Here is a 21,296-nt window from a genome sequence, read left to right as displayed (position 1 = left end):
ACCTGATGGACTATACCTGCGCGGTACGGCGGCTGGCAAGAGCTGCCGTAAGGTCGGCGGTCTTGATGGTTCTACGGTGAGCCAGGAGGGCGTTTTTGGCGGCGGCTTCACAGGACCGGCAGATTTCCGCGTGACTGAGTCCCGCGGCAATGCGCGCTACCCGGCTCCACTGGACGGATGAGGTGTCCATGAGGCCGAGACGGGACTCCATAATCTTAGAGACAACCTCACGTGATGGCAGTAGGTACTCGATTATGGCGTCAAAACGGCGAAATAGTGCACGGTCAAGAAGCGCTGGGTGATTTGTCGCGCAAAGAATCAAGCTCTGGGATTCGTCCTGCTCCAAAAATTGAAGAAACGAACTCATTACCCGGCGGATTTCGCCTGTGTCGTTGACTGCTGAGCGCTCGCCTCCAATAGCATCAAATTCGTCGAATAAATACACTGCGCGTGTCTCAGCGATCGCATCGAAGATGAGCCGGAGCTTGGCGGCAGTTTCGCCCAAATACTTGGAGATAAGACTGTCAAGCTGAATGGTCAGCAGGGGGAGTCCCAGTTCACCGGCGAGAGCGCCAGCGGACATCGTTTTTCCAGTGCCCGGAGGTCCCAGAAGGAGGAGTTTGCGCTGCGGTTGAAAGCCATGTGCGAGTAAGCGCTCTCGCTCTTGCTGTTCTCGAAGCACTTGATGTAACGAGTGCTCGACGGCGGGCTCGAGTGCCATGTCGGCGAGGCGTGTCTTTGGGTAGCTAGCGGCGAAAAGGCCAACAAGTTCCCCTCGGGGCTGAGCTAGCGGGATCAACTTTGCTGGGGTTATCGAAGGGCCGGCATGCTTGCGGAGATTGTCGACGAGTTCTCGAAGCTCCTGGGCAAATTTTGTGTGGCCATTGCGCGCTGCCTGCGCGGCAACCTGCAACGCTATGGCATAAAAGCGTGTTTCATCGCCCTCTCCATGGCTCCGGATGAGCGCTTTGAGTTGGTCCGCGGTCGCCATGTCCGTCTGTGCCGATCATACTGCGCGAGCCGCCGTTCGAGAAAAGTGATGAAAGTCGCGCGGACACGGCGCCGAGGTTTCTCAGATACTTCATCTTGCTCAAGAATGCCCATCTGGAAACCTAGAGCGCGGTTCCAGTGTTGGCGGTGCTTGCGCGGAGAGCGCGGCGCGATCACCGTTCTGTACGGTGGGCGAAAAAGTTCACGAACGAGTGGAGATCCAACAGGCGCCGGAACTCCGTCTCGTTGTGCTTGGCCTGATTGCTTGAGAGTTACGAGAAGAAGAGCTGCGCAGATGCATATCAGGGCGGCGAGCCGCGGTTGCCGCGCCAATGGAGCTCGGTTAATAGCCTTGCATCGGGATGCCGAGGGTGACGCGCTTGTCGGGGTGTTCGGCGGCGGTCCAGATCAGCTCGAGGTCGCGCTCGATGTAGAGGTCTTCGGGGCCGTCGGGCCAGGCGGTGATCTCGCTCGTCGAGTCGGGGAGGTTGCGGTAGAGGCGGCCCCACTGCGAGGTCTGGCTCGAGCACGACATGTAGTAGACGCCGTCGTAGGTGACCGCGCCCTGGATGCGGGTCTGGCCGGCGATCGCGGCGTCGCGGGCGAACACCGTGCCGCCGTTCTCGACCAGCCGCGTGCTGTCGAGGTCGATCGGCCAGCGGGCGATGCGGCCGGTCAGGTCGGTCTGGTACTCGGCGGTGACGAGGACCGGCGGGTCGGCGCTGCGGTCGAGCGAGACGGCGGAGAAGCGCAGCGGGCACGAGTCGGCGGTGAGGTTGTAGCGGCCGATCTCCGGCACCGCGTAGCGATAGCCGTGGGCCTGCACCTGGCCGCCGGCGATACCGATCGCGTTCTCGTCGTCGCTGGCGGTGGTCTCGAAGATCCGCGACATGTCGTAGACGCGGAAGCCCGCCGACGTCGAGGCGACGTAGAGGCGGTCGCCGACCCAGGTGATGCCGCCGGCGTGCAGGGCGTCGCCGGCCTTGGTGTTGGCGGCCTCGAAGTTGACGTCCGGGCCGTCGCCGGTCGGCGTGACGAGGAGCAGGTGGCGGTAGCGGACGTCGTCGAGGTCGGTGATGTCGACCAGGCTGAGGCGCACGCCGCGGGCCGGCGGATCGGTCGGCTCGCGGTCGATGTTGTGGTACCAGGAGACCAGCAGCACGCGCCTGCCGCCGACCTTGTGATCGGCCCGCGCGTCGCTCGAGCCGGTGATGCCCTGCGGGTACCAGTAGGTGACTGCGCCGTCGCCGTCGTTCCAGCGGAAGCCGACGTAGTCGTGGTTCTTCATGCGCTCGGCCTGGTAGGCCGAGAGGCCCGGGACGCCCACGCGGTTGAGCTGGCCGAGGACGTCGTCGATGGTGACCGCAGTGCCGGTGCGCTCGAGCAGGGCGTCGGCGCGGGCGATGCCGGCCGCGAAGTCGCTCGGCGCGAGGGCGAAGGCGCAGCCGTCGAGGAGCCCCAGCTCGTGCTCGGTGGCGGTGGGCTCGACGTCGGCGCAGGCCGGTGGGTCGGTGCAGATCGGCTCGACCATCGGGCCGGTGGTCGTGTCCGTGGTCGTGTCGGTGTCGACGCCGGGGCCGGTGGTGTCCGTGCCCGTGGTGCCGGTGACGGGCGCGTCGGTGGTCGCGGGATCGCCGGTCACCGTGGTCGTGGTCGTTGCCGGGCCGCTGCCGGTGCTCGTGGTGGTGCCGGTGGGCGCGGGGTCGTCGTCGGTGGTGCCGGAGGTCTGGGTGGCGCTCGCAGGGCCGGGGCCGCTCGTGTCGCCGGTCGAGGTCGCAGGATCGTCGCCGCAGGCGGCGAGGAGGAGGACAAGGGATGCGAGGGCGAGGCGAGGCATCGCCGGCAACGTAGCATCAGATGCTCGCGCGGCACGACCCGCGGAGATCGCGGATCGGCGAAGCGCAGTGCGGCGTGAGAGCGTGGCCTGCAAGCGGGGGCTGACGCTGCCGGGGCGGTGCGAGCGTCGAGGTCGAATTGCAGAAAAGATGTCGGCGATGTCGGGCGTTGCGACGGCGGCGGCGCGGACCATGGAGCGGCCGGCGGCCCAGGTAGAGAGAGGTCGTCTGGCCTCTCTGCGACGGGCGACGGTCCGCGAGCTCGCGCGGCGAGGATGCGGGTGCGAGGACGAGGACGCTGCGAGCGCGGCAGCGGGCTCGGGCTCGACGGGAACCAGGTAGAGAGAGAGGTCGTCTGGCCTCTCTGCGACGAGCGACGGTCCGCGAGCTCGCCCGGCGAGGATGCGGGTGCGAGGACGAGGACGCTGCGATCGCGGCTGCGGGCTCGGGCTCGACGAGGTCGCGAGGTGGGAGCAGGGCACCCCATGGGTGAGGCTCGCCGCGGACCTTCGTTCCTCGGGGTGGGGCGAATGGGGTGGGGCGAATGCCCGGCTGTCCTTCGGGACATGTAATTCGCCGGTCGACCGATGCAGATGCGGGCGAGCGGGGGCGCTCGTGCGAATGGTGCTTGACAGAGGTGGGGGGTGCGTGCATTCTCCCCGGCATGTTCGTTCGGTTCTCCTGAGACCGGCTGATCGCGCCCGTGAGTGAGTGGGCGCGGCGCCGGTCCTACGAAGAGTCCTCGACGGGTCGTGAGCGCCGCTTCTGCGGCCATCGGCGGCGATTGGGTCAGGTGTGCGCGCGGCGGAGAGCCGCCGCGACGCCGGCGACCGAATCGGCACGACGAGCGCGCGACGCGTCGAATCGTCGGTTCGTACGGCGTGCGGTGATGGCCGCGCGCAGGGAGAGTCGTGTGTCCAATATTATTTGTTTCCGCCGGCATGCGCGGCGGACGATCGATCACGCGGTGAGTCATGGTCTCTCGGCGCTGCGCGGCGATGTGACGGCGCAGCAGATGTTCGCGAGGATGGTATGGGCGGCGAGCGAGCGCTCGAACCTGCTGGACGGCGGGGTCGCGGCGGTGCAGGCGATCGTCAACCTGGCCCGCTTCCACGCCTGGCACCAGGCGCCGGTCGAGGGCTGGAAGGGCGGCCGGGGCCATCCGCTGGCGCTGGTACATTCGCTGGCGCAGCACCTGATGGGCCGCTATCCGGTGCCGCGAATGCTGGCTTCGGCGTGGTTCGGCGACGATTCGTCGCCGCGCGACGAGGAGCGCGGGTGGTTCATCGAACACGCGGGCGGGTGCCCGTTCCGCAAGCTCACGGGGCTGCCGCTGCAGCTGACGCGCAAGATGGAGCAGATCTTGCTGAAATCACCGGCGGACCTGCCGGTGCGCGCGGCGATCCGCCGGGCCGAGCTGCTGGCGCTGGGAGCGGAGCCGGAGCTGGTGCTGGCGATCTTGCAGACCGACCTGGCCGCCGATCTGCGCCACGACGAGTACTGGCGCGGGGTCTTCGAGTGGATGATCCGCAACTGGGATGCGATCGGGCCCGAGAAGGTCGGGCTGATCGTCAAGTACGTGCGGGCGACGCAGATCCGCGAGCGCGAGGCGGACGGCTCCGCGGGCGCGCAGGTCGACCCGATGCCGGAGCCGCGGTTCACGGGCGGTGCGCGCACGCCCGAGTCGCTGTGGCGGCAGATCGGCGCGTGGCAGCGCGAGGTCCAGCGGGCGCGGGAGCTCGAGCTGCAGAAGACCCGCAACGCGGCCAAGACCTGGGCGGGCGCGGGTTGGGCGGGCCTGCGCTTCTGTGACGAGAACAGCGGCCCGTCGGTGACGGAGTGGGAGATCGGCGAGCTGCTGTCGAGCTCGGGGCTGTGGGCCGAGGGACGGGCGCTGCGCCACTGCGTGGGCACGTACGTGCGGCGCTGCGTCCGCGGGATCTCGAGCATCTGGTCGCTGCGCAGCGCCGGCCGCGACGGCGAGTTCGCGTCGCGCTTCACGATCGAGGTCGAGCCCGTCAGCCGGCGGATCGTGCAGATCCGCGGGTTCGCCAACTGCAGGGTCGAGGGGCTGGCGCGCGAGATCATCGCCCGCTGGGCCCGACAGGAGCGGCTGGCCATGCCGGCGGCCTGAGCGGGGCGTCGGGCCGGTCGCGGGGTTGCGACCGGCCCGACGCGCTCGCGGGGAGACGGCTTCATGTCGCATGTCCTTTGGGACATGTATAATGATTCGTCAATTCGCGTCGACCCGTCGCCGCGGCGAGTGGGGGGAGCGCGCGCGCAGCTCGTCGAGCAGCGGGTTCGCCTCGGCGGGCGGCGCGTCGCCGATCCCGCCGCCGTCGACCGGGCACAGCCACGGCAGGCCGTCGAGGTCGGGGGTGGCCTCGACCTCGAGGCCGGAGAAGGTGACGTTGGGGCTGGTGGCGGTCGCCTTTTCGCCCGCGACGGTGAGGTCGGCGGTCGGGATCGTCAGGACGAGCGCGTCCTCGGCCGACAGCGCGCACGGGGTCGAGATGCCGGTCATGGCGGTGAGCTCCTGGACCGAGATCGCCACGCCGGACGGCGGATCGAGCTCGGCCGTGAAGTTCAGCAGCAGCTCCGGCCTGGCCGGGTCGTCGGCGAGGTAGTAGAAGCCGTCGACGTCGAACGAGCCGGCGATCCAGTCGAACGACACCGGGAGCCGGGTGTACTCGGGGCTCTCCATGTGCGCGAGCATCGGCTCGATCTGGGTCGCCAGCGACGCGTTGCGGGCGTCGACCACCTTCCGCACGCTCGCCTGCAGCGCGGGGTCGTCGGGCTGCGGCGCCGGGGTCACGCCCGCGAGCGCGAGCTCGACCGGCGGGGTGCCGTCCTCGACCGCGAGCTCCCACCCGGGCGCCTGCCGCTCGCGCAGCAGCAGGCCGGAGAGCAACCCCAGGTCGTAGAATTCGCGGTCCGGGTCGTAGCCGGGGATGTCGAGGAAGAGGCCGTCGTCGATGCGCTCCTCGGCGACCGCGAGCAGCTCGGCGTCGCTGGCCTCGCAGCCGAGCTCCGCCAGCGCTCATCATCATCGTCGCATACTGGGCGCTGCCCTCGGTGCATTCGAAGCGGCGGCCGGGCTGCAGCTCCTCGGCGAACTCGGCCTGCAGCCGGGCCTGCCAGTGCGCCGCGGCCGGCAGCGCGTGGGTGTCGCCCTGGAGCGCGGCGAGCAGCGCGGTGAGGAGCGACGCTCGCAGGTAGCGCGGCTGCCAGGACTCGGGGTAGGCGGCGTAGCGGCCGGTGTCGGCCACGTTCCAGTCGTCCTGGGCGCTGAGGAAGTGGAAGCCCTCGTGGAAGGCAAAGTTGAGCGCCGTGTCGGGCCACACGTCGAACCCCTCGGCCGCGAGCTTGTCGTTCAGCGCCGCCGTCTCGTCGAGGGAGATCCCCAGAGTGCGCACGCCCTGCAGCTCGTCCACGTTGAAGAACGCCGCCCACTCCGCCGGCAAGCTGTCGAGCGGCATCTCGCGGACGACCGGCGGTTCACCCGCGCCGGCCTGGTCGTTCCACAGCCACGCGCGGTTCTCGAGCTCCGAGGCGAGCAGGACCTGGCGGGCGCGGTAGCTGGCCTGCACGTCCGGCCACACCCGCTCGGGGCACTCGTACATCGCCACGTCGAGCGCGGCGAGGATGTTCTCGACGCGGCTCGGCTCCGGCTCGCTGGCCTCCCTGGCGTCGAGGTCGGTCGCCTCGCCTCCGGTGTCATCGGGGCACGCTGTCAGCGTCGCGCTCACGACGGTCGCCAGCGCGAGGGGACGTCGCGGATTCTTTGACGAGGCGGTCGACAGGAACACGGTCATCCTCCAGGACGAGCGGGATCGTGGCACCGTCCGCGGGTCCGGGTAGCCCGTCCGTCACCCGGGCGCCGTCTTCGCTGGCCAGCATCTTCGCGCTCGGCGGAGCTCGTCGGCAGCGCGACCATGTCAGTCCGTTTCGGGGCACGCGCCGGTGATGGCCCGACAGGAGCGGCTAGCAGATGCCGGCCTCATGAGGAACGCGTCCGCGCGGGCGCGGGCCCGGCCGGACGCGTGGTCTTTCATGTATGTCCCTGGGGACATGTACGATGATTCATCCGTTCGCGTCGGTCAGCCGCCGCAGCGGGTGGTGGGGGGCGTTCGACCGCGCGCGCAGCTCGTCGAGCACGGGGTTCGGCTCGGCGGGCGGGGCGTTGCCGGCTCCGCCGCCGTCGACCGGGCACAGCCACGGCAGGCCGCCGATGTCGGTGGTCGCCTCGACCTCGAGGCCGGAGAACTTCAGCCTGGCGTTGGTGGCGGTCGCCTTGTCGGCCGCGACCTCGAGGTCGGCGGTCGGGATCGTCAGGACGATCGAGTTCCCGGCCGGCAAGGCGCAGGGGGTCGTCACGCCGGTCAGGGCGGTGAGCTGCTGGACGGAGATCGCCACGCCGGACGGCGGGTCGAGCTCGGCCGAGAAGCTCAGCAGCACCTCCGGCTCGGCCGGGTCCTCGGCGAGGTAGTAGAAGCCGCCGACCTGGAAGGAGCCGGCGATCCAGCCGTAGGAGACGGGGATCCGCGTGTACTCGGCGCTCTGCATGTGCTCGAGCATCGGCTCGATCAGGGTGGCCAGCGACGCGTTGCGGGCGTCGACCACCGACTGCACGCTGGCCTGCAGCGCGGGGTCGTCGGGCTGCGACGCCGGAGTCACGCCCGCGAGCGCGAGCTCGACCGGCGGGGTGCCGTCCTCGACCTCGAGCTCCCAGCCGGGGACCTGCTGCTCGCGCAGCAGCAGGCCCGCGAGCACGCCCAGGTCATAAAATTCGCGGCCGGGGTTGTAGCCGGCGATGCCGAGGAAGAGGCCGTCGTCGGCGCGCTCCCTGGCGAGCGCGAGCAGCTCGGCGTCGCTGGCCTCGCAGCCGAGCTCGGCCAGCGCGCTCATCATCAGCGAGGCATACTCCGCGCTGCCCTCGGTGCACTCGTAGCGGCGGCCGGCCTGCAGCTCCTCGGCGAACTCGGCCTGCAGCTGGGCCTGCCAGTAGGCGGCGGCCGGCAGCGCGTCGGCGTCGCCCTGGACCGCGGCGAGCAAGGCCGTGAGCAGCGCGGCTCGCAGGTAGCGCGGCTGCCACGGCTCGGGGTAGGGGGCGGTGCGGCTGCCGTTGCCCACGTTCCAGTCGTCCTGCGCGCTGAGGAAGTGAAAGCCCTCGTGGAAGGCGAGGGAGATCGCGGCGTCGGGCCACACCTCGAGGCCCGCCGACGCGATCGCCTCGTTCTGCGCGGCCGTCTCGTCGAGGGAGATCCCCAGAGTCTGGACGTTCTGCAGAACGCCCACGTTGAAGGACGCCGTCCACTCCGGCGGCAAGCCGTCGAGCGGGCCGTCGCTGACCGCCGGCGGTTCGGCCTGGCTGACCTGGTCGTTCCACAGCCACGCGCGGTTCTCGAGCACCGAGGCCAGCAGGACCTGGCGGGCGCGGTAGCTGTCCTGCACGTCCGGCCACACGCGCTCGGGGCACTCGTACATGGCCACGCCGAGCGCCGCGAGGATCTTCTCGATGCGGCTCAGCTCCGGTTCGCCGGTGGTGCTGGTGCTGTCGTCGGTGGTGGTCGTTGGGTCGGTCGTCGGCGCGTCGGTCGAGCCGCCGGTGCTCGTGGTGTCGGTCGAGTCGCCCGTGTCGGTGCCGGTCGAGGTGTCGTTACCGGTGGTCTCGGTCGTCTCTCCGGGGGTATCGGGGCAAGCTGTCAGGGTGGCGCTCACGACCGACGCCAACACGAGGGAACGTCGCGAAGTACTTCTTCTAAAAAAGGGAATTAGAGCCATGTCAGTCCTCCAGGACGCGGGGGATCGTGACAGCCTCCCGCGCGCCGGAAAAGGACGTCGGTCAGACTCGCGTCATCTCCGCGGCGCGTCGGCGGTGCCCGTTCGCTGCAGCGCGTGTATGTCAGAGTGGGGCGCAGGGGATGGCGACGCGGGTGCCTGAAATATTCGGGCATGGTTGTTTGGACATGTCTTTTGTGACATGTCTATAGGTTCACGTGGAATGACCGTTGAGACATGTCCTCGGGAGAAGGATCGGGGTCCGCTCGCGGGACGGCGAGGATGTGGGCGCCGCCCGAGGACGGGCGGCCGCTGCGGCCCTCGCGGGGGGCGGATGCAGGTGGGAGTCTTCGTCTGCGGCGGGCTCGGCCTGGCGAGATGGGCGGCACGGCCGCGTTGGGAGGCGATCCCACGGCGGTTGCGCGGAATCGCGCGGGGTCTGAAGACGGCCTCCGCAGGGTCGCGCGAACGCGCCGGGAGGCGGGGGACGCTGTCGACGTCGTCATGGCGGGCGGCGAGGCCGGGCGGCCGGGCGTGAGGTATCCTCGGGTGACACGATGCCCGCCGATTCCTCTGCCGGTTCGATGGCGTTCGAGTTCGGGAGCGACGAGGACCTGCTGGACCGGCTGTCGGCGCGGGCGCAAGAGCTGGTGTACCTGGTGGGCTCGGCGGTCACGGCCCCGAGCCGGGCGGGCGAGCCGGGGGTGCCGCGGGTCGACGGGGTGATCGAGCTGATCCGCGGCGAGTACCAGCATCCCCGCGAGCTGCAGCGCTTCGAGGCGGCGCTGGCGAAGGAGCCGGACAACCGCTACCAGGCGGCGTTTCGCCACCTGCTGCTCACGCGCGACCCGGACGCGGCCAACGCGGTGATCCGACGCGCGGTGCTGCTGGCCCGCCGGCCGTCGTCGCAGTCGTCGACACTGTCGACGGCGCTCGACCCCGAGGCGTGCCGCGCGCTGGAGGACGACCTCGAGGGCTGGCACCTGCCGCCGGCCGCGGACGCGCTCGGCCAGGTGCTGGCGCGCGCGTCGGCGGCGACGAGGCCGCTGGTGCTGACGTCGAACTTCGACCCGCTGGTGTCGATCAGCGTGCGCCGGGCCGGCGGCCGCGCGTACACGGCCGCGCTCCACGGCGACGGCAGCTTCTCGGGCGTCGACGGCCAGGGCTGCCTGGTGGTCCACTTCCACGGCGACTGGTTCCGCACCGACACGCTGCACACGCCCGCGCAGCTCGGCCAGGAGCGGCCCAAGCTGGCGGCGTCGCTGGCCGCCCTGATCAGCGCGCGCACCCTGGTGGTGCTCGGCTACAGCGGCTGGGACGACGTGTTCACGCGCTCGCTGATCGCCATGGTCCAGGGCGGGCTGGCGCCGATCAAGATCGCGTGGGCGTTCTACCCCGAGGACGAGGCGGCGATCGTGCGCGGGTCGAGCCGGCTGCTCGCGGCGCTGCGCCCGGGGATCGATCGCGCCCGGGTGGCGCTCTACAAGGGGATCGACGCCCACGTGTTCCTGCCGCGGCTGGCCGAGCGGATGGCCGAGTCGCGGGCGCCCGTCAGCGGGGCCCACCACGCCGGCGACAGCGGGGCCCGGCCGGGCGACAGCGGGGCGCGCACGAGCCAGAGCGGGCTGTTCTTCGCCGGCGAGAGCGGGCTGCGGCCCATCGTGCCGCCGGCTGACCCGGACGCGGCGTCGTCGCACACCGCCGGCTCGATCGTCGCGGTGCTCGGGACCCACGCGGAGGCCGAGTGCGCGCCGGACAATTCGGCGGGCGGCGTCCTTCCTGTGCCCCAAGGGACAGGTTCTAGCGGACAGGGCGGAACGGGCATGTCCGCGGGGACAAGTCCTTCGGTACATGTCCAGACGGGCATGCCCCCCGGGATCAACCCGTTCCAGAAGGCGGGCATGCTCGGGCTGTCGGCGCCGTCGTACGTGGCCCGGGCGGCCGACGCGGCGCTGGCGGAGGCGCTCGAGGGCGGCGCGCACGTGGTCGTGGTCCGCGGCGACTTCTCGATCGGCAAGTCGAGCCTGCTGCTGCGGGCCGACCGCGCGTGGCCGAGCGGCGCGGGCGCGGCGGTGTGCCTGCTCGACCTGCAGATGATGCGGGTGGACGACGTGAACCTGTTCCTCGACGAGTTCTTCGCCGAGGTCGGCCGCGCCTACGGCCAGGGCTTCAAGGGCTGGCGCGAGGTCCAGACGGCCGCGGCTCAGCGGCCGCTGCTGCTCACGCTCGACGAGTTCGGCGGGCTGACGCCCGAGGTGGCGCAGCGGTTCGTGCCGGCGCTGTACCGGGTGGTCACGCAGCTGACCGGGGCGCTGCGGCTGGTGGTGACCACGCGCGACCCGATCGCCGAGGTGCTGGCCAGCTTCGAGCTGTCGAACCCCAACCTCGGCGACTGGCCCGAGGTCGAGCTGCGCCCGTTCACGGAGGCGGAGCTCGGCCGGCTGTTGGCCCTGCTGCCGCCGCGGGCCCGCGCGGTGGCGGAGGCCGAGCGGGCGACGATCCGCGAGCGCACCAAGATGCTGCCGAAGCCGGCCCAGTGCCTGTGCTTCAACCTGTGGAAGGACGAGTCGGCCGGGATCGGCGACGCCGACCTGGCGGCGCGGGTGCGCAAGAAGGAGAGCTACCGGTGACGGTCGAGAACCCGTACCGGGCGGCAGGGGCGTTCGCCGGCAAGGCGTACATCCGCCGCGGCGCCGACGCGGAGCTGGTCGAGCAGATCCGCGACAACCAGTACTACCCGTACTTCGCGGCGCCGCGGCAGAGCGGCAAGTCGAGCCTGATCGCCCGCACGATGTCGTCGCTGCCGGCGCCGGAGTTCCGCTGCGCGCTGGTCGACCTGTCGCCGTTCGTGGTCCGCTCGTACGACGACTTCTGGCGCCAGTTCCTGCACGAGGTGGCCCGCAGCGCCAACTTCGACCCGGCGCCGATCGGCAAGGGCGACCCGCGCGACGTGTTCAAGGCCTGGCTGACCGCGTTCCCCGGCCGCCTGGTGATCTTCGTCGACGAGATCGACGTGCTCCTCCACGTCGAGTGCCGCGAGCAGATCTTCAGCAAGATCAGGACCTTCTTCAACCTGCGCGCGCACGAGGAGTCGCTGCTGCGCCTGACCTTCGTCCTGGCCGGGGCGGCCCACTCGTCGCGCTTCATCTCCGACCCGCGCTGGTCGCCGTTCAACGTCGCCATCGAGATCGCGCTCGAGGACCTGTCGCTGGCCCAGGTCAGCCAGCTGGCGTCGTATCTCGCCACCGCCGGCGCGTTCGCGGGGCCCGACCTGGTCGCCCGCGTGTACGAGCTGACGGCGGGCTCGGTGTTCCTGTGCCAGCTGGTGTTCGAGGCGCTGTGGAACCGCGCCGCCCGCGGGGCCAAGAAGCTCGACGCCAACGACGTCGACGCGGTGGTCGCCAGCATCGTCGCCGAGAGCCCGCGCAACATCCACTTCTACAACATCTTCCGCCTGGTCACCCAGGACGCGCGCCTGGCCATGCTGTTCCGCCGCCTGGTCGACGGCGAGGAGCTCGGCGAGGAGGACCGCAAGGAGCTGCAGCTGACGGGCCTGTGCCGCGGGATGGACCCGTTCCGCAACGAGGTGTATGCCCGCGTGTTCGGGGCCGGCGGCCCGCTCGATCTGAAGGTCGCCGGCGCCAAGGCGACGCTCGGCCGCAAGCTCGAGGCGGCGCTGACGAAGCGCCAGCAGCTCGAGGAAGACGGCCACACGACCAGCGAGGTCGAGGCCGAGATCGCGGCGCTCAAGCGAGAGTTCCGCGAGGGCGCGCAGCTGCGCGAGGGCGACGTGCTGGCGCGCGGCCGCTACCGCCTGATCGGACAGATCGGTCAGGGCGGGTTTGCGACGGTGTGGCACGCGCGCGACGAGTCGGCCAAGCGCGAGGTGGCCCTCAAGGTGCTGCACGGACAATTCGCCGAGGACAAGACCCGCCGCGACCGCTTCTTCCGCGGGGCGTGGAAGATGTCCGAGCTGCGCCACCCGGCCATCGTCCAGGTGCTCGAGCCGTACGGCGAGGAGGCCGGCCGCCACTTCTTCGTGATGGAGTACATGTCCGGCGGGACGCTCCACGAGGCGGTGCTCGACCGGCAGCTCACCGCCGATCAAGTGATGGCGGGCGTCGTCGCCGTCGGCCAGGCGCTGGTCCACGCGCACGAGCGCGGGCTGGTCCACCGCGACGTGAAGCCGTCCAACGTGCTGCTCGGCGAGGGCGGCGCGGCCAAGCTGACCGACTTCGACCTGGTGCGCGAGCAGGACACGTTGGGCTCGACCCGCACCGGCCCGATGGGCTCGTTCATCTACTCCGCGCCCGAGGTGCTCAACCGGCCGCAGGACGCCGACCACCGCGCCGACATCTACGGCCTGGCCATGACGGCGGTGTTCGGGCTGTACGGCGCCGAGCTGCCGCTCGAGGTGGTCCGCGACGCCGACCGCTTCATCGACCGCCTGCACTGCGGCGGGTTGATGAAGGACGTGCTGAAGAAGGGCGTGGCGTGGGAGCTCGAGCGCCGCTTCCGCTCGGCGGCCGAGTTCACGCAGGCGCTGTCGACGGCCTGGGCCGAGCGGGAAGTGGAGATCCCGGCGCCGCCGAAGAAGGCGATGGCGCCGACGTGGACCGGGATGTTCGAGACGCTGCCGCTGCCCGAGTCGGGGCCGCTGGCCGCCGCGCAGCCGATCTCGCCGCAGAGGACGCCGGGGGCGGCTCCGATGGTTCTCGAGGCGCCGATGGTCGAGGCGTCGAGGCCTGCGGCGCCGATGGCCAAAGCGGCGCCGATGACTCCGCCGATGTCCGCGCCGGCGAGCGTCGCGCCGCCGATGGCTGCGGGGCCGATGGCTCCGGCGCCGTCGATGGCGCGGGCGACGGTGAAGCCGGAGGACGCGGCGGGCACGGAAGAGGCGACGCTGGCGACGGCGGCGCTGTCGGCGACGGCGGTGCAGGCGACGGCGGCCGAGATGGAGCTCGACGACGACGCGACCGTGATCGCGGGCGAGGTCGACGTGCCCGAGAAGGCGCCGCGAGCGACGACGGGGATGCTGCAGGAGCGAGCGGCTGCGCCGGCGCAACCGGTGGTCGCTCCGGTGCAGTACGCCCGCGCGCCGGGGCGCGGCGTGTACGCGCTGCTGGGGCTGTGCGCCAGCGCGGCGCTGGTGCTGCTGGCGCTGCAGATCGTCGGGCCGAGCCTGCGCGAGACGGCCAAGGGCGAGGAGCGCGGCGAGAGTGATTCGCGCCCGTTCGTGCCGTCGTCGCTCGAGCACGATGCCAAGCGCGACGTGCCGCGCGTCGAACCGCCGGCGCCGCAGAAGCAGGACGACCCGCACTTCGAGAAGATGGGCCCGGAGCTGCCGCCGGCGACCGTGACGAGCGCGCCGAACTCTCCGACCGGCGACAAGCCCGAGCAGCTGCAGGGCGCCACGTCCGAGCCCGATCCGTCCGGTGACAGCGCCGAGACCACCACCGGCGGCGCAGAGCCGGACCCGCTCGACGAGACCGAGTCGGGCACCGCCGGCAGGTCCAACGGCAGCACCACAGCCAAGCCGGGCAACGACAAGCCACCGTCGGCGACGAAGAAGCCGAAGAAGACGATCGAGGAGCGCATCGACGAGGGCTGCTTCCAGGTGCGGGCCCGCGACGCCGAGGCCGGCGTGAAGATCTTGAAGCAGGTCCGCGAGGAGAAGCCGCAAAACATCGAGGTGCTGCGCTGCATCGCCCAGGGCCTGCAGACGATGGGCAACTACCCCGAGGCCGAGAAGTACTACGAGCAATTGCTGCTGCAGACCAGCCCGCGCAACCTGACGGCGCTGGTCGGCCTGGCCCAGGTCAATGAATCGATGACCCGCTACGATCGCGCGGCCGATTACTACGAGCGGGTGCTGCGGATCGACCCCGCCAACAAGTCGGCGCAGCTCTTCTTGACCAACCGGCCCGGCGCGGTGATGCGGCCGCCGGTCGCCGGCGGGTTCGAACTCAAGCGGTGAGCCTCGCGCGTCGCGGTCGCCGCGTCGCGGTCGGGTATCCTGGCCAGGTGGTGCGTCCTGAAGACACGGACGAGCAGGACCCCGGAGGGGGCGGGTCGGCCGCGTCATGCTGCACCGTTCCAGCGGGTGAAAGTCCCGTCCGGGTAAGCGCCGGAGCGCCCGGTAGCAGGCCCCAGGTGCGAGGAGAGATCCTCGTGGCCCGAGCGGGGCGTCAAGAGCCTCTACGGAGGGAGCAAGAACGCGGGCCGCAACATCAAGTGAAGCCTGCAGCCTCGTCAGAGAAACAATGGGGGAGCCGAGCCGATCACTTCGCGGCGAAGGCCACGTCCACCGCGCACGAGTCCGGAATAGAAAGCGCGATGAGTCCTCCCGGGGTACGGGGCGCAGCACGCGTTCAAGGAGCGATGCGGAACAGGAGAGGCCCGTCTGCACGGTCCGTGTCGGGGCAAGGTGGCTCGTATAAGCCGAAGGCGAAGTCGAGCGCTGTGCAGCGGGAGTCCGAGGGGGTCGTAGTACCGGCGATGGCGGCGCAGAACAACGCCGCCGGAGGGAAGGGCCCCTGGGGTGGTCGTGTCGGAGAAGAAGGTAAGCGCGAGGGCATGGCCTGCAGGACAGGTCCCAACAACCCCGCGCGGCGCAGGCCGCGTGACAAAGTGCGAGAACTTCGACGCCGACTGTGGGCCGCAGCCAAGCGGCATCCGGGTAGACGCTTCCATGCGCTGTACGACCGCATCTTCAGGCGTGACGTCCTGAAGGAGGCGTGGAAGCGGGTGAAGAAGAACAGGGGGTCAGCGGGCATCGATGCCCAGACGCTGGCCGAGGTGGAAGAGCTCGGCGTCGATCGCTTCCTCGAAGCGATCGGTGCAGAGCTCGAGGCGGGGACGTACCGGCCGAGCGCGGTCATGCGGCGGTACATCCCGAAGGCGGACGGGAAGAAGCGGCCGCTGGGGATCCCGACAGTCCGGGACCGAGTGGTGCAGATGGCGGCGAAGCTGGTGTTGGAGCCGATATTCGAGGCGGACTTCCTTCCGTGCTCGTACGGCTTCCGGCCGAAGCGCAGCGCGACGCAGGCGCTCGAGCGACTGCGCGTGTTGGGAGCGCGAGGTGGAAACCATGTGCTCGACGCCGACATCCGCGACTACTTCGGCAGCATCGATCACGAGCGACTCATGAAGCTCGTCGAGATGCGGATCTCGGATCGAAGGGTCCTCAAGCTGGTGCGGCAATGGCTCGAAGCCGGCGTGATGGAAGACGGCGAGGTGACGGCGATGCTCTCGGGGACACCCCAGGGCGGGGTCATCTCACCGCTGCTGTCGAACATCTACCTCGGCGTCCTCGACAAGTTGTGGCAGCGACGGCACGCCCACCTGGGCGAGCTCGTGCGCTACTGCGATGACTTCGTGATCCTGTGCAGGACCAGGAAGGCGTGCGAGGAGGCCGAGGTCAGGGTCCGCGAGATCCTGCGTCGACTTCGACTCGAGCTGCATCCGGAGAAGACGAGGCGCGTCGAGCTGAGCCGGGGACGGCAAGGCTTCGACTTCCTCGGCTGTCACCTGCGTAAGCGCATGTCCGGTCTGATCTGGGAGAAGGAACGCCGCAGGGCGTACTTCCTCCAGCGCTGGCCTTCGACGCGCAGCTTGACGCGGGTGCGACAGCGTGTGAAGGAGCTGACCGGTCGTAACCGCCACGGGGTCAAAGATGTGCGGGTGATCATCCGCGACATCAATCCGGTGCTGCGCGGCTGGGCCAACTACTTCCTCACCGGGAACGCCGCCGCGAAGTTCAACCAGATCGACACCTACGTATGGAGTCGACTCCGCGCCTTCATGGTGAAGCGCAAAGGTCGACATCTCCACGCGGGGGAGGCCGAGGTCTGGACACGCGACTTCTTCCACAACCACGGCCTCCATCGTCTGCGGGGGACCGTGCAGTACCCGGAGGCAGCGTAATGCAACGGCCCGAAAGTCCACCGGTAAGCCGTGTGCGGGAAATCCGCATGCACGGTTTGAACGGGGGTCCTGCCCTTCCTCCGGGGCAACAGCCGTACTCGGCAAGACCGAAGGAAGGGTAGGATCTACCAGTGCTGCTCGGTCGCACCGGCTCGTCGTTGCTCGCCAGTTGCGCGCTCGCGTGCGGTCACGCGGCCGCTCCGCCGCTCTCTCCCGCCGAGCTCCCCCCGGTCGTCGCCGGTCGAGGTGCGATTCAGGGCGCCGTCCATGACGTGAATACGGGCAGACGCATCGCCGGCGCGCTCGTCCTCATGGATTGTTCGTGCCTCGCCGGCCCGCGCGAGACGAAGACCGACGCGCGCGGGATCTACAGCTTCGACGATCTTCCACCCGGCAAGTACACGATCCAGGCGTCCTACGAGCGAGGTCACGTGGCCAAGACGCTCGCGCTGGCGGCGGCGGGTCGGGCCACCATCTCGATCGCCGTCGACCCCGAGAGACCGGCGGTCCGGATCTTCCTCGACTAGGAACGCCGCGGCTCGCTCCGTGTGAGCGTCACCGCGGCGCGAGCTCGGGCGCCGAGCCGCGAGCTCGGGCGCATGCGCGAGCGTTCGGTCGATGGGCGCGCAAAGACGCGCGCGGCGTGCCCGCTTCCTGGGCAGAGGCTGGCCACCTGCGGCCAGCTCCTGACAGGGGGGGTCGGTACGCTCATTCGTGGCGACCGCTTCGGTCGTGGCCGACGCACTACGCACATTCGGCCGGTCTGCACATTCGTCACGTTCGGAGTGGTCATCATGCCCAAGGTCCTCGCATTCTCCAATTCTTCGCACAAGCTCACTGGCCCGGCGCTCGACGGCGGCCTGCCGGAGGGGCTGGTGCTGCAGTTGTGGGTCCGCCGCACCGGCGCCGCGGTCCGCCAGCCGATCGTCGCGCTCGCGGCCGGCAGCTCGCGCATCGTCCTCGGCACCGGCGACCGCGCCGAGACGCTGTCGCTCGCGGTGATCGACGGCGGCAAGACGCAAGAAGTGACGGTGCCCGGCGGGCTGCCGGAGGACCGCTGGGTGCAGGTCCGCGCGGTGATGACGGCCGCGGGCGTGGGCGAGCTGCACGTCCTCGGCATGAAGCTGGCGAGCGGCCAGCTCACCGCGCCCGGCGCCGCGGCGCGCACTGTGACGATCGGCGGCGGCTTCGTCGGCGAGCTGGCGCAGTTGCAGATCTGGAAGCACGCCGCGCCGAACACCCTGACGTGGGACGCGCCCCCGCTCGACGCGCCGCGCCTCCACGCCTTCTACCCGCTCAAGACGGCGACCCTCGACGCCGGCAGCCAGCAGTACGTCAGCGTCGACGCCGGCCCGAACAAGCGCCACGCGGCCAGCCCGGCGGCCTTGCAGACGATCGAGCACCCCGAGTCGCTGGCCGACGGCGGCGGGTCGTACCTGCAGTTCAAGGCCCAGGCCGCGCCGGTGGTCCTGTCCCCTGTGCCAGGTCTCGAGAGACAGCTGACGGTCGAGGCGTGGGTCCGCCCGGACAACGACCTCCTCGGCGGCGTGGTCGAGCTGGTGAGCGATTCCGGCGGGCTGGTGCTGCGGGCCGGCGGCGCGGAGGGCGAGCTGGTGTTGCTGGCGAAGGGCAAGGGCGAGACGGCGCTGGTGCGCGCGACCGGCCTGATCAAGCGCGGCGAGTGGTCGCACGTGGCGGCGACGGTCGGCGTCAACGCGGCGAAGAACGGGCTCGTCGTGTCGCTGTTCCACCAGGGCGTGCTCCGCAAAGAGGCGACGATCATGCAGATCGGCAGCATCGCGGAGATGGGCACGTACGTGCTGGCGCACTCGCTGGTGTCTGCGCCGCTGGTGAAGACCGTCCGGATCGGCGCGGGCCCGGCCGCGGTGAACGGGTTCACGGGCGGGATCGCGGAGGTGCGGATCTGGCAAACGGCGGCGGCGGAGCGGGTGGGCGCGATGTGGCTGGCGCGGGCCCGCGGCGACGAGGACCGGCTGCTCGCGTGCTACCGCCTCGACGCCCTGTCCTCGAACCGCCTGGTCGACGTCAGCCGGCGCCGCGGCTGGGCCGAGCCGGTCAAGAACACGGCCATCAACGAGGACGCGGGGCCGCCGATCGCCAGCACCGAGCAGCGCGGGTTCCGCATGAGCACCCGCGGCAAGCTGGTGCGCGAGCGCCTGAGCAGCTCGCCGCCCGCGAACAACAGCGGCGGCAAGCAGACGAAGATCCTGATCGACCCGAAGCCGATCGGTGCGTCCGGCAAGGGAGACAGCTGCATCTTCGACGCGACGATCGAGGTGGCGGCGAAGAACGGCGACGGCGTGCAGGGCCGCTTGCTCGAGGTGCGGGTCGACGAGGAGCTGATCGCGATCACCGCGAACGCGGAGAAGACCGGCTACGCCACCTGGGCGGCCGGGACGACGCACGTGGTGGCGCTGCCGGCCTCGGGCAAGCTGCGCCTGCGGTTCGTCGCCAGGGCGCTGGCCTGCCCGGCGATCCGCGTGCGACTGGCCGGGACGTCGGTGTGGCGGGCGGTCTGCCCCGATGAAAAAGTGCAGAAGAGCATCCGCTCGACGACCGCGGCGGAGCTGAAGTCGCCGGCCGACAAGCGCCGCACGTCGCCGCTGCCGCCCGGGGCCAGCGACGACGACGCGAGCGCGCTGGCGTCGGCGTTCACGCAGTTCGGCTCGCAGTTCGCGGCGGCGCCGAAGAGCGCGCCGAAGCCCCAGGCGAGGAGTTTCATCGACGATCTCGAGGACATCGGCGAGAGCGCGGTCGAGTGGGGCGAGGACGTGTACGAGGACGCCAAGGACACGTACGAGGACGCCGAGGACTGGGTATCCGACCAGACCAAGCCGATCGTCGACGCGGGCGGCAACCTCGTCGGCACGGTGACGCGCACGGCCAAGAGCGCGGGCGGGCTGATCACCCGCGGGGCGGCGGAGGTCGCGGCGCTGGCGGCCAGGGGGGCCAACTCGGCGGTGCACGCCGGGTCGCGCGCGGTGGCGCAGCTGATCGACACCGCCGACACGATCGCAGTGACCGCGGCGTCGACGACGAACCGCTGGGTGGAGATCGTCGGGACGACGATCGTCGACGGGACCGAGGTCGTCTGGCGGGCGGTGGTGTCGGGCGTCGACGAGGCGCTGTCGGCGATCACGGCGGTGGTGAAGCGCATCGGCGCGGCGATCGAGGCGATCCTCGAGTTCCTGGCGTTCCTGTTCGCGTGGGACGACTTCCTCGCGGCGTCCGACGAGGCGCTGGCGGTGATCGACGAGGAGATCGATCGGGCCGGCAGCGCGGTCGCGGGGCTCGCCGAGTACAAGGCGAAGCTGGGCCAGACGCTGCGCACCGGCGTCGAGCAGGCGATCGGCAAGAAGTCGCTCGGCGACCTGCTCGGGGTCGACGTCGACGCTGCGAGCCCGGTGCTCGAGCCGATGGAGTACTTCATGGAGTACGTGAACCGGGCGCTCGAGTCGGCGTCGCTGGTGTTCGAGGGCGGGAAGTCGATCGCCAGCCAGGGCAAGGGCGCCGACGCGGCGCTGGTGGCCAGCGCGACCGAGACGAACAAGTCGCTGCCGAGCATCACCGAGGTGAGCGCGTACCTCGGGACGCCGGTGTCGCAATTGCTGGCGGGCAGCGGCAAGGCGGCCGACGATTCGTCGTCGCTGTTCGACTTCGTGTTCGACGAGGTGATCGCGCGCGGCAAGGCGGCGAGCGAGCAGATGGCGGGGCAGCTGCGGGCGCGGATGTCGGTGCCGTGGCTGACCGACTTCATCGAGGAGACGATCCTCGGCGGCCGCAAGCTGACGCTGGCCCGGGTGGTCGCGCTGGTGGCGGCGATCATCCGCGTGCTGACGGAGAAGAGCTCGGGCAAGTCCGCGCCGAAGCAGGTCGAGCCGAAGGCGACGCCGAAGCCGACGACGAAGATCGGCGGCGGGATTACGCCCATCAACCCCACGAGCAAGTCGTCGACCCCCACGGCGCAGGAGAAGGAGGACCGGCGGACGCGCTGGATCGTCGACGTGTCGACGGCCCTCGGCATCGCCAACTCGGCGGTGATCCTGGTCAAGACGGCGCAGGAGACCGGCGAGTCGGCGTCGAGCGCGAAGGCCAACGGCGGCAAGTTCTGGACGCTCATCAGCGCCGGCTGCGTGTTCTTCCGCGGCCTGTTCGCGCTCGGCCGCATCGGCGCCTATCCGAGCAAGACGCGCCCGTACAGCGGGATCAACGCGGCGCTCGAGATGGTGGCCGGCGCGTACACGTTCTTCACCCTGGAGAAGGAGTACGGCCGCACCGTCGACATGGCGGTGTTCGGCGTGATCGGCCTGGGGATGACCGCGAGCTCGGCGATCGCGATCGGCACGGGCGGCCTGTCCGGCGAGTACGAGACGGTGTCGTTCTCGCTCCGCTGCACGTCGTGGGTGACGAACTCGGCGGTCCGCGTCTCGGACAAGGGCGACGACGGCGACAAGACCGGCCGGATCAAGCTCGTGACCGGCGGGCTGGTGGTGCTGTCGATCGCGGTCGACCTCACCGAGGCGATCTACGTCAACGTCAACGAGGTGCAGAGCGGGTAGCGAGGCGGGCCTCGCGCCGCGCGTGCGGGGCCGGCCGCACGCGCGCCGGTCGCTCGTCCGAGGCCGGGGCGGCGGGTCGCTCCGGCCGCGGAACGCCGCTCCGGGCGGTCGCTCGCGCGGGACGAGATCGCGCCCGGGTGGGGGCATCACCCCAATGCGGGCCGCCGATCGCCCGGGTTATAAA

At 70.5% G+C, this 21,296-nt stretch carries 11 protein-coding genes; 7 read left to right on the top strand and 4 right to left on the bottom strand.

All coding sequences use genetic code 11. The features are described from left to right. Nucleotides 1–10: 10 nt before the first annotated feature. Nucleotides 11–991, bottom strand: coding sequence for an AAA family ATPase (locus tag O0S08_RS41125; protein ID WP_269034982.1), 981 nt, complete (start codon nt 989–991; stop codon nt 11–13). A 342-nt stretch (nt 992–1,333) separates the two neighbouring features. After that, nucleotides 1,334–2,827 (bottom strand): hypothetical protein, encoded by a 1,494-nt coding sequence (locus O0S08_RS41120; protein WP_269034981.1) that lies wholly within the window; start codon nt 2,825–2,827, stop codon nt 1,334–1,336. A gap of 1,025 nt (nt 2,828–3,852) precedes the next feature. On the opposite strand from O0S08_RS41120, the gene O0S08_RS41115 reads away from it, so the two are divergent. Further along, on the top strand, nt 3,853–4,959 hold the full coding sequence (locus O0S08_RS41115; RefSeq protein ID WP_269034980.1) for a PcfJ domain-containing protein: 1,107 nt from the start codon (nt 3,853–3,855) through the stop codon (nt 4,957–4,959). Between the two features lie 99 nt (nt 4,960–5,058). On the opposite strand, the gene O0S08_RS41110 is transcribed toward O0S08_RS41115, so the two are convergent. After that, nucleotides 5,059–5,736 (bottom strand): hypothetical protein, encoded by a 678-nt coding sequence (locus O0S08_RS41110; protein ID WP_269034979.1) that lies wholly within the window; start codon nt 5,734–5,736, stop codon nt 5,059–5,061. Nucleotides 5,737–5,776: 40 nt separating this feature from the next. On the opposite strand from O0S08_RS41110, the gene O0S08_RS41105 reads away from it, so the two are divergent. Beyond that, nucleotides 5,777–6,613, top strand: coding sequence for a hypothetical protein (locus O0S08_RS41105; protein ID WP_269034978.1), 837 nt, complete (start codon nt 5,777–5,779; stop codon nt 6,611–6,613). A gap of 295 nt (nt 6,614–6,908) precedes the next feature. Here O0S08_RS41105 and O0S08_RS41100 read toward each other — a convergent pair whose 3' ends face one another. Then, nucleotides 6,909–8,546: a hypothetical protein gene (locus O0S08_RS41100; RefSeq protein WP_269034977.1), complete on the bottom strand. Its 1,638-nt coding sequence runs from the start codon at nt 8,544–8,546 to the stop codon at nt 6,909–6,911. Between the two features lie 617 nt (nt 8,547–9,163). On the opposite strand from O0S08_RS41100, the gene O0S08_RS41095 reads away from it, so the two are divergent. The 5 genes from O0S08_RS41095 (at nt 9,164) to O0S08_RS41075 (ending at nt 21,112) form a co-directional block, all read left to right on the top strand. Further along, nucleotides 9,164–11,236 carry an SIR2 family protein gene (locus O0S08_RS41095; protein WP_269034976.1) on the top strand — a complete coding sequence of 691 codons (2,073 nt, stop codon included), beginning with the start codon at nt 9,164–9,166 and terminating at the stop codon, nt 11,234–11,236. Beyond that, nucleotides 11,233–14,583: a protein kinase domain-containing protein gene (locus tag O0S08_RS41090; RefSeq protein ID WP_269034975.1), complete on the top strand. Its 3,351-nt coding sequence runs from the start codon at nt 11,233–11,235 to the stop codon at nt 14,581–14,583. The genes O0S08_RS41095 and O0S08_RS41090 overlap by 4 nt, the downstream gene beginning before the upstream one ends. A 521-nt stretch (nt 14,584–15,104) precedes the next feature. Continuing rightward, on the top strand, nt 15,105–16,532 hold the full coding sequence (gene ltrA / locus O0S08_RS41085; protein ID WP_269034974.1) for a group II intron reverse transcriptase/maturase: 1,428 nt from the start codon (nt 15,105–15,107) through the stop codon (nt 16,530–16,532). Nucleotides 16,533–16,663: 131 nt separating this feature from the next. Continuing rightward, the gene (locus tag O0S08_RS41080) at nt 16,664–17,059 is read left to right on the top strand and encodes a carboxypeptidase-like regulatory domain-containing protein (RefSeq protein WP_269034973.1); all 396 of its coding nucleotides are present in this window, start codon (nt 16,664–16,666) and stop codon (nt 17,057–17,059) included. Between the two features lie 267 nt (nt 17,060–17,326). Beyond that, nucleotides 17,327–21,112 carry a LamG domain-containing protein gene (locus tag O0S08_RS41075; RefSeq protein WP_269034972.1) on the top strand — a complete coding sequence of 1,262 codons (3,786 nt, stop codon included), beginning with the start codon at nt 17,327–17,329 and terminating at the stop codon, nt 21,110–21,112. Nucleotides 21,113–21,296 lie beyond the last annotated feature (184 nt).

This window comes from Nannocystis punicea, from assembly GCF_026965555.1.
Taxonomy (GTDB): domain Bacteria; phylum Myxococcota_A; class Polyangia; order Nannocystales; family Nannocystaceae; genus Nannocystis; species Nannocystis punicea.
The sequence above is the reverse complement of the archived record's forward strand: the minus strand, read 5'-3'. Positions and strand labels throughout refer to the sequence as shown.

Coding starts and splice junctions, on each gene's coding strand:
- O0S08_RS41120 (WP_269034981.1), bottom strand. CDS start 2,827: ATGCCTCGCCTCGCCCTCGCATCCCTTGTCCTCCTCCTCGCCGCCTGC.
- O0S08_RS41115 (WP_269034980.1), top strand. CDS start 3,853: ATGGTATGGGCGGCGAGCGAGCGCTCGAACCTGCTGGACGGCGGGGTC.
- O0S08_RS41095 (WP_269034976.1), top strand. CDS start 9,164: ATGCCCGCCGATTCCTCTGCCGGTTCGATGGCGTTCGAGTTCGGGAGC.
- ltrA (WP_269034974.1), top strand. CDS start 15,105: ATGGCGGCGCAGAACAACGCCGCCGGAGGGAAGGGCCCCTGGGGTGGT.
- O0S08_RS41105 (WP_269034978.1), top strand. CDS start 5,777: ATGTCGAGGAAGAGGCCGTCGTCGATGCGCTCCTCGGCGACCGCGAGC.
- O0S08_RS41125 (WP_269034982.1), bottom strand. CDS start 991: ATGGCGACCGCGGACCAACTCAAAGCGCTCATCCGGAGCCATGGAGAG.
- O0S08_RS41075 (WP_269034972.1), top strand. CDS start 17,327: ATGCCCAAGGTCCTCGCATTCTCCAATTCTTCGCACAAGCTCACTGGC.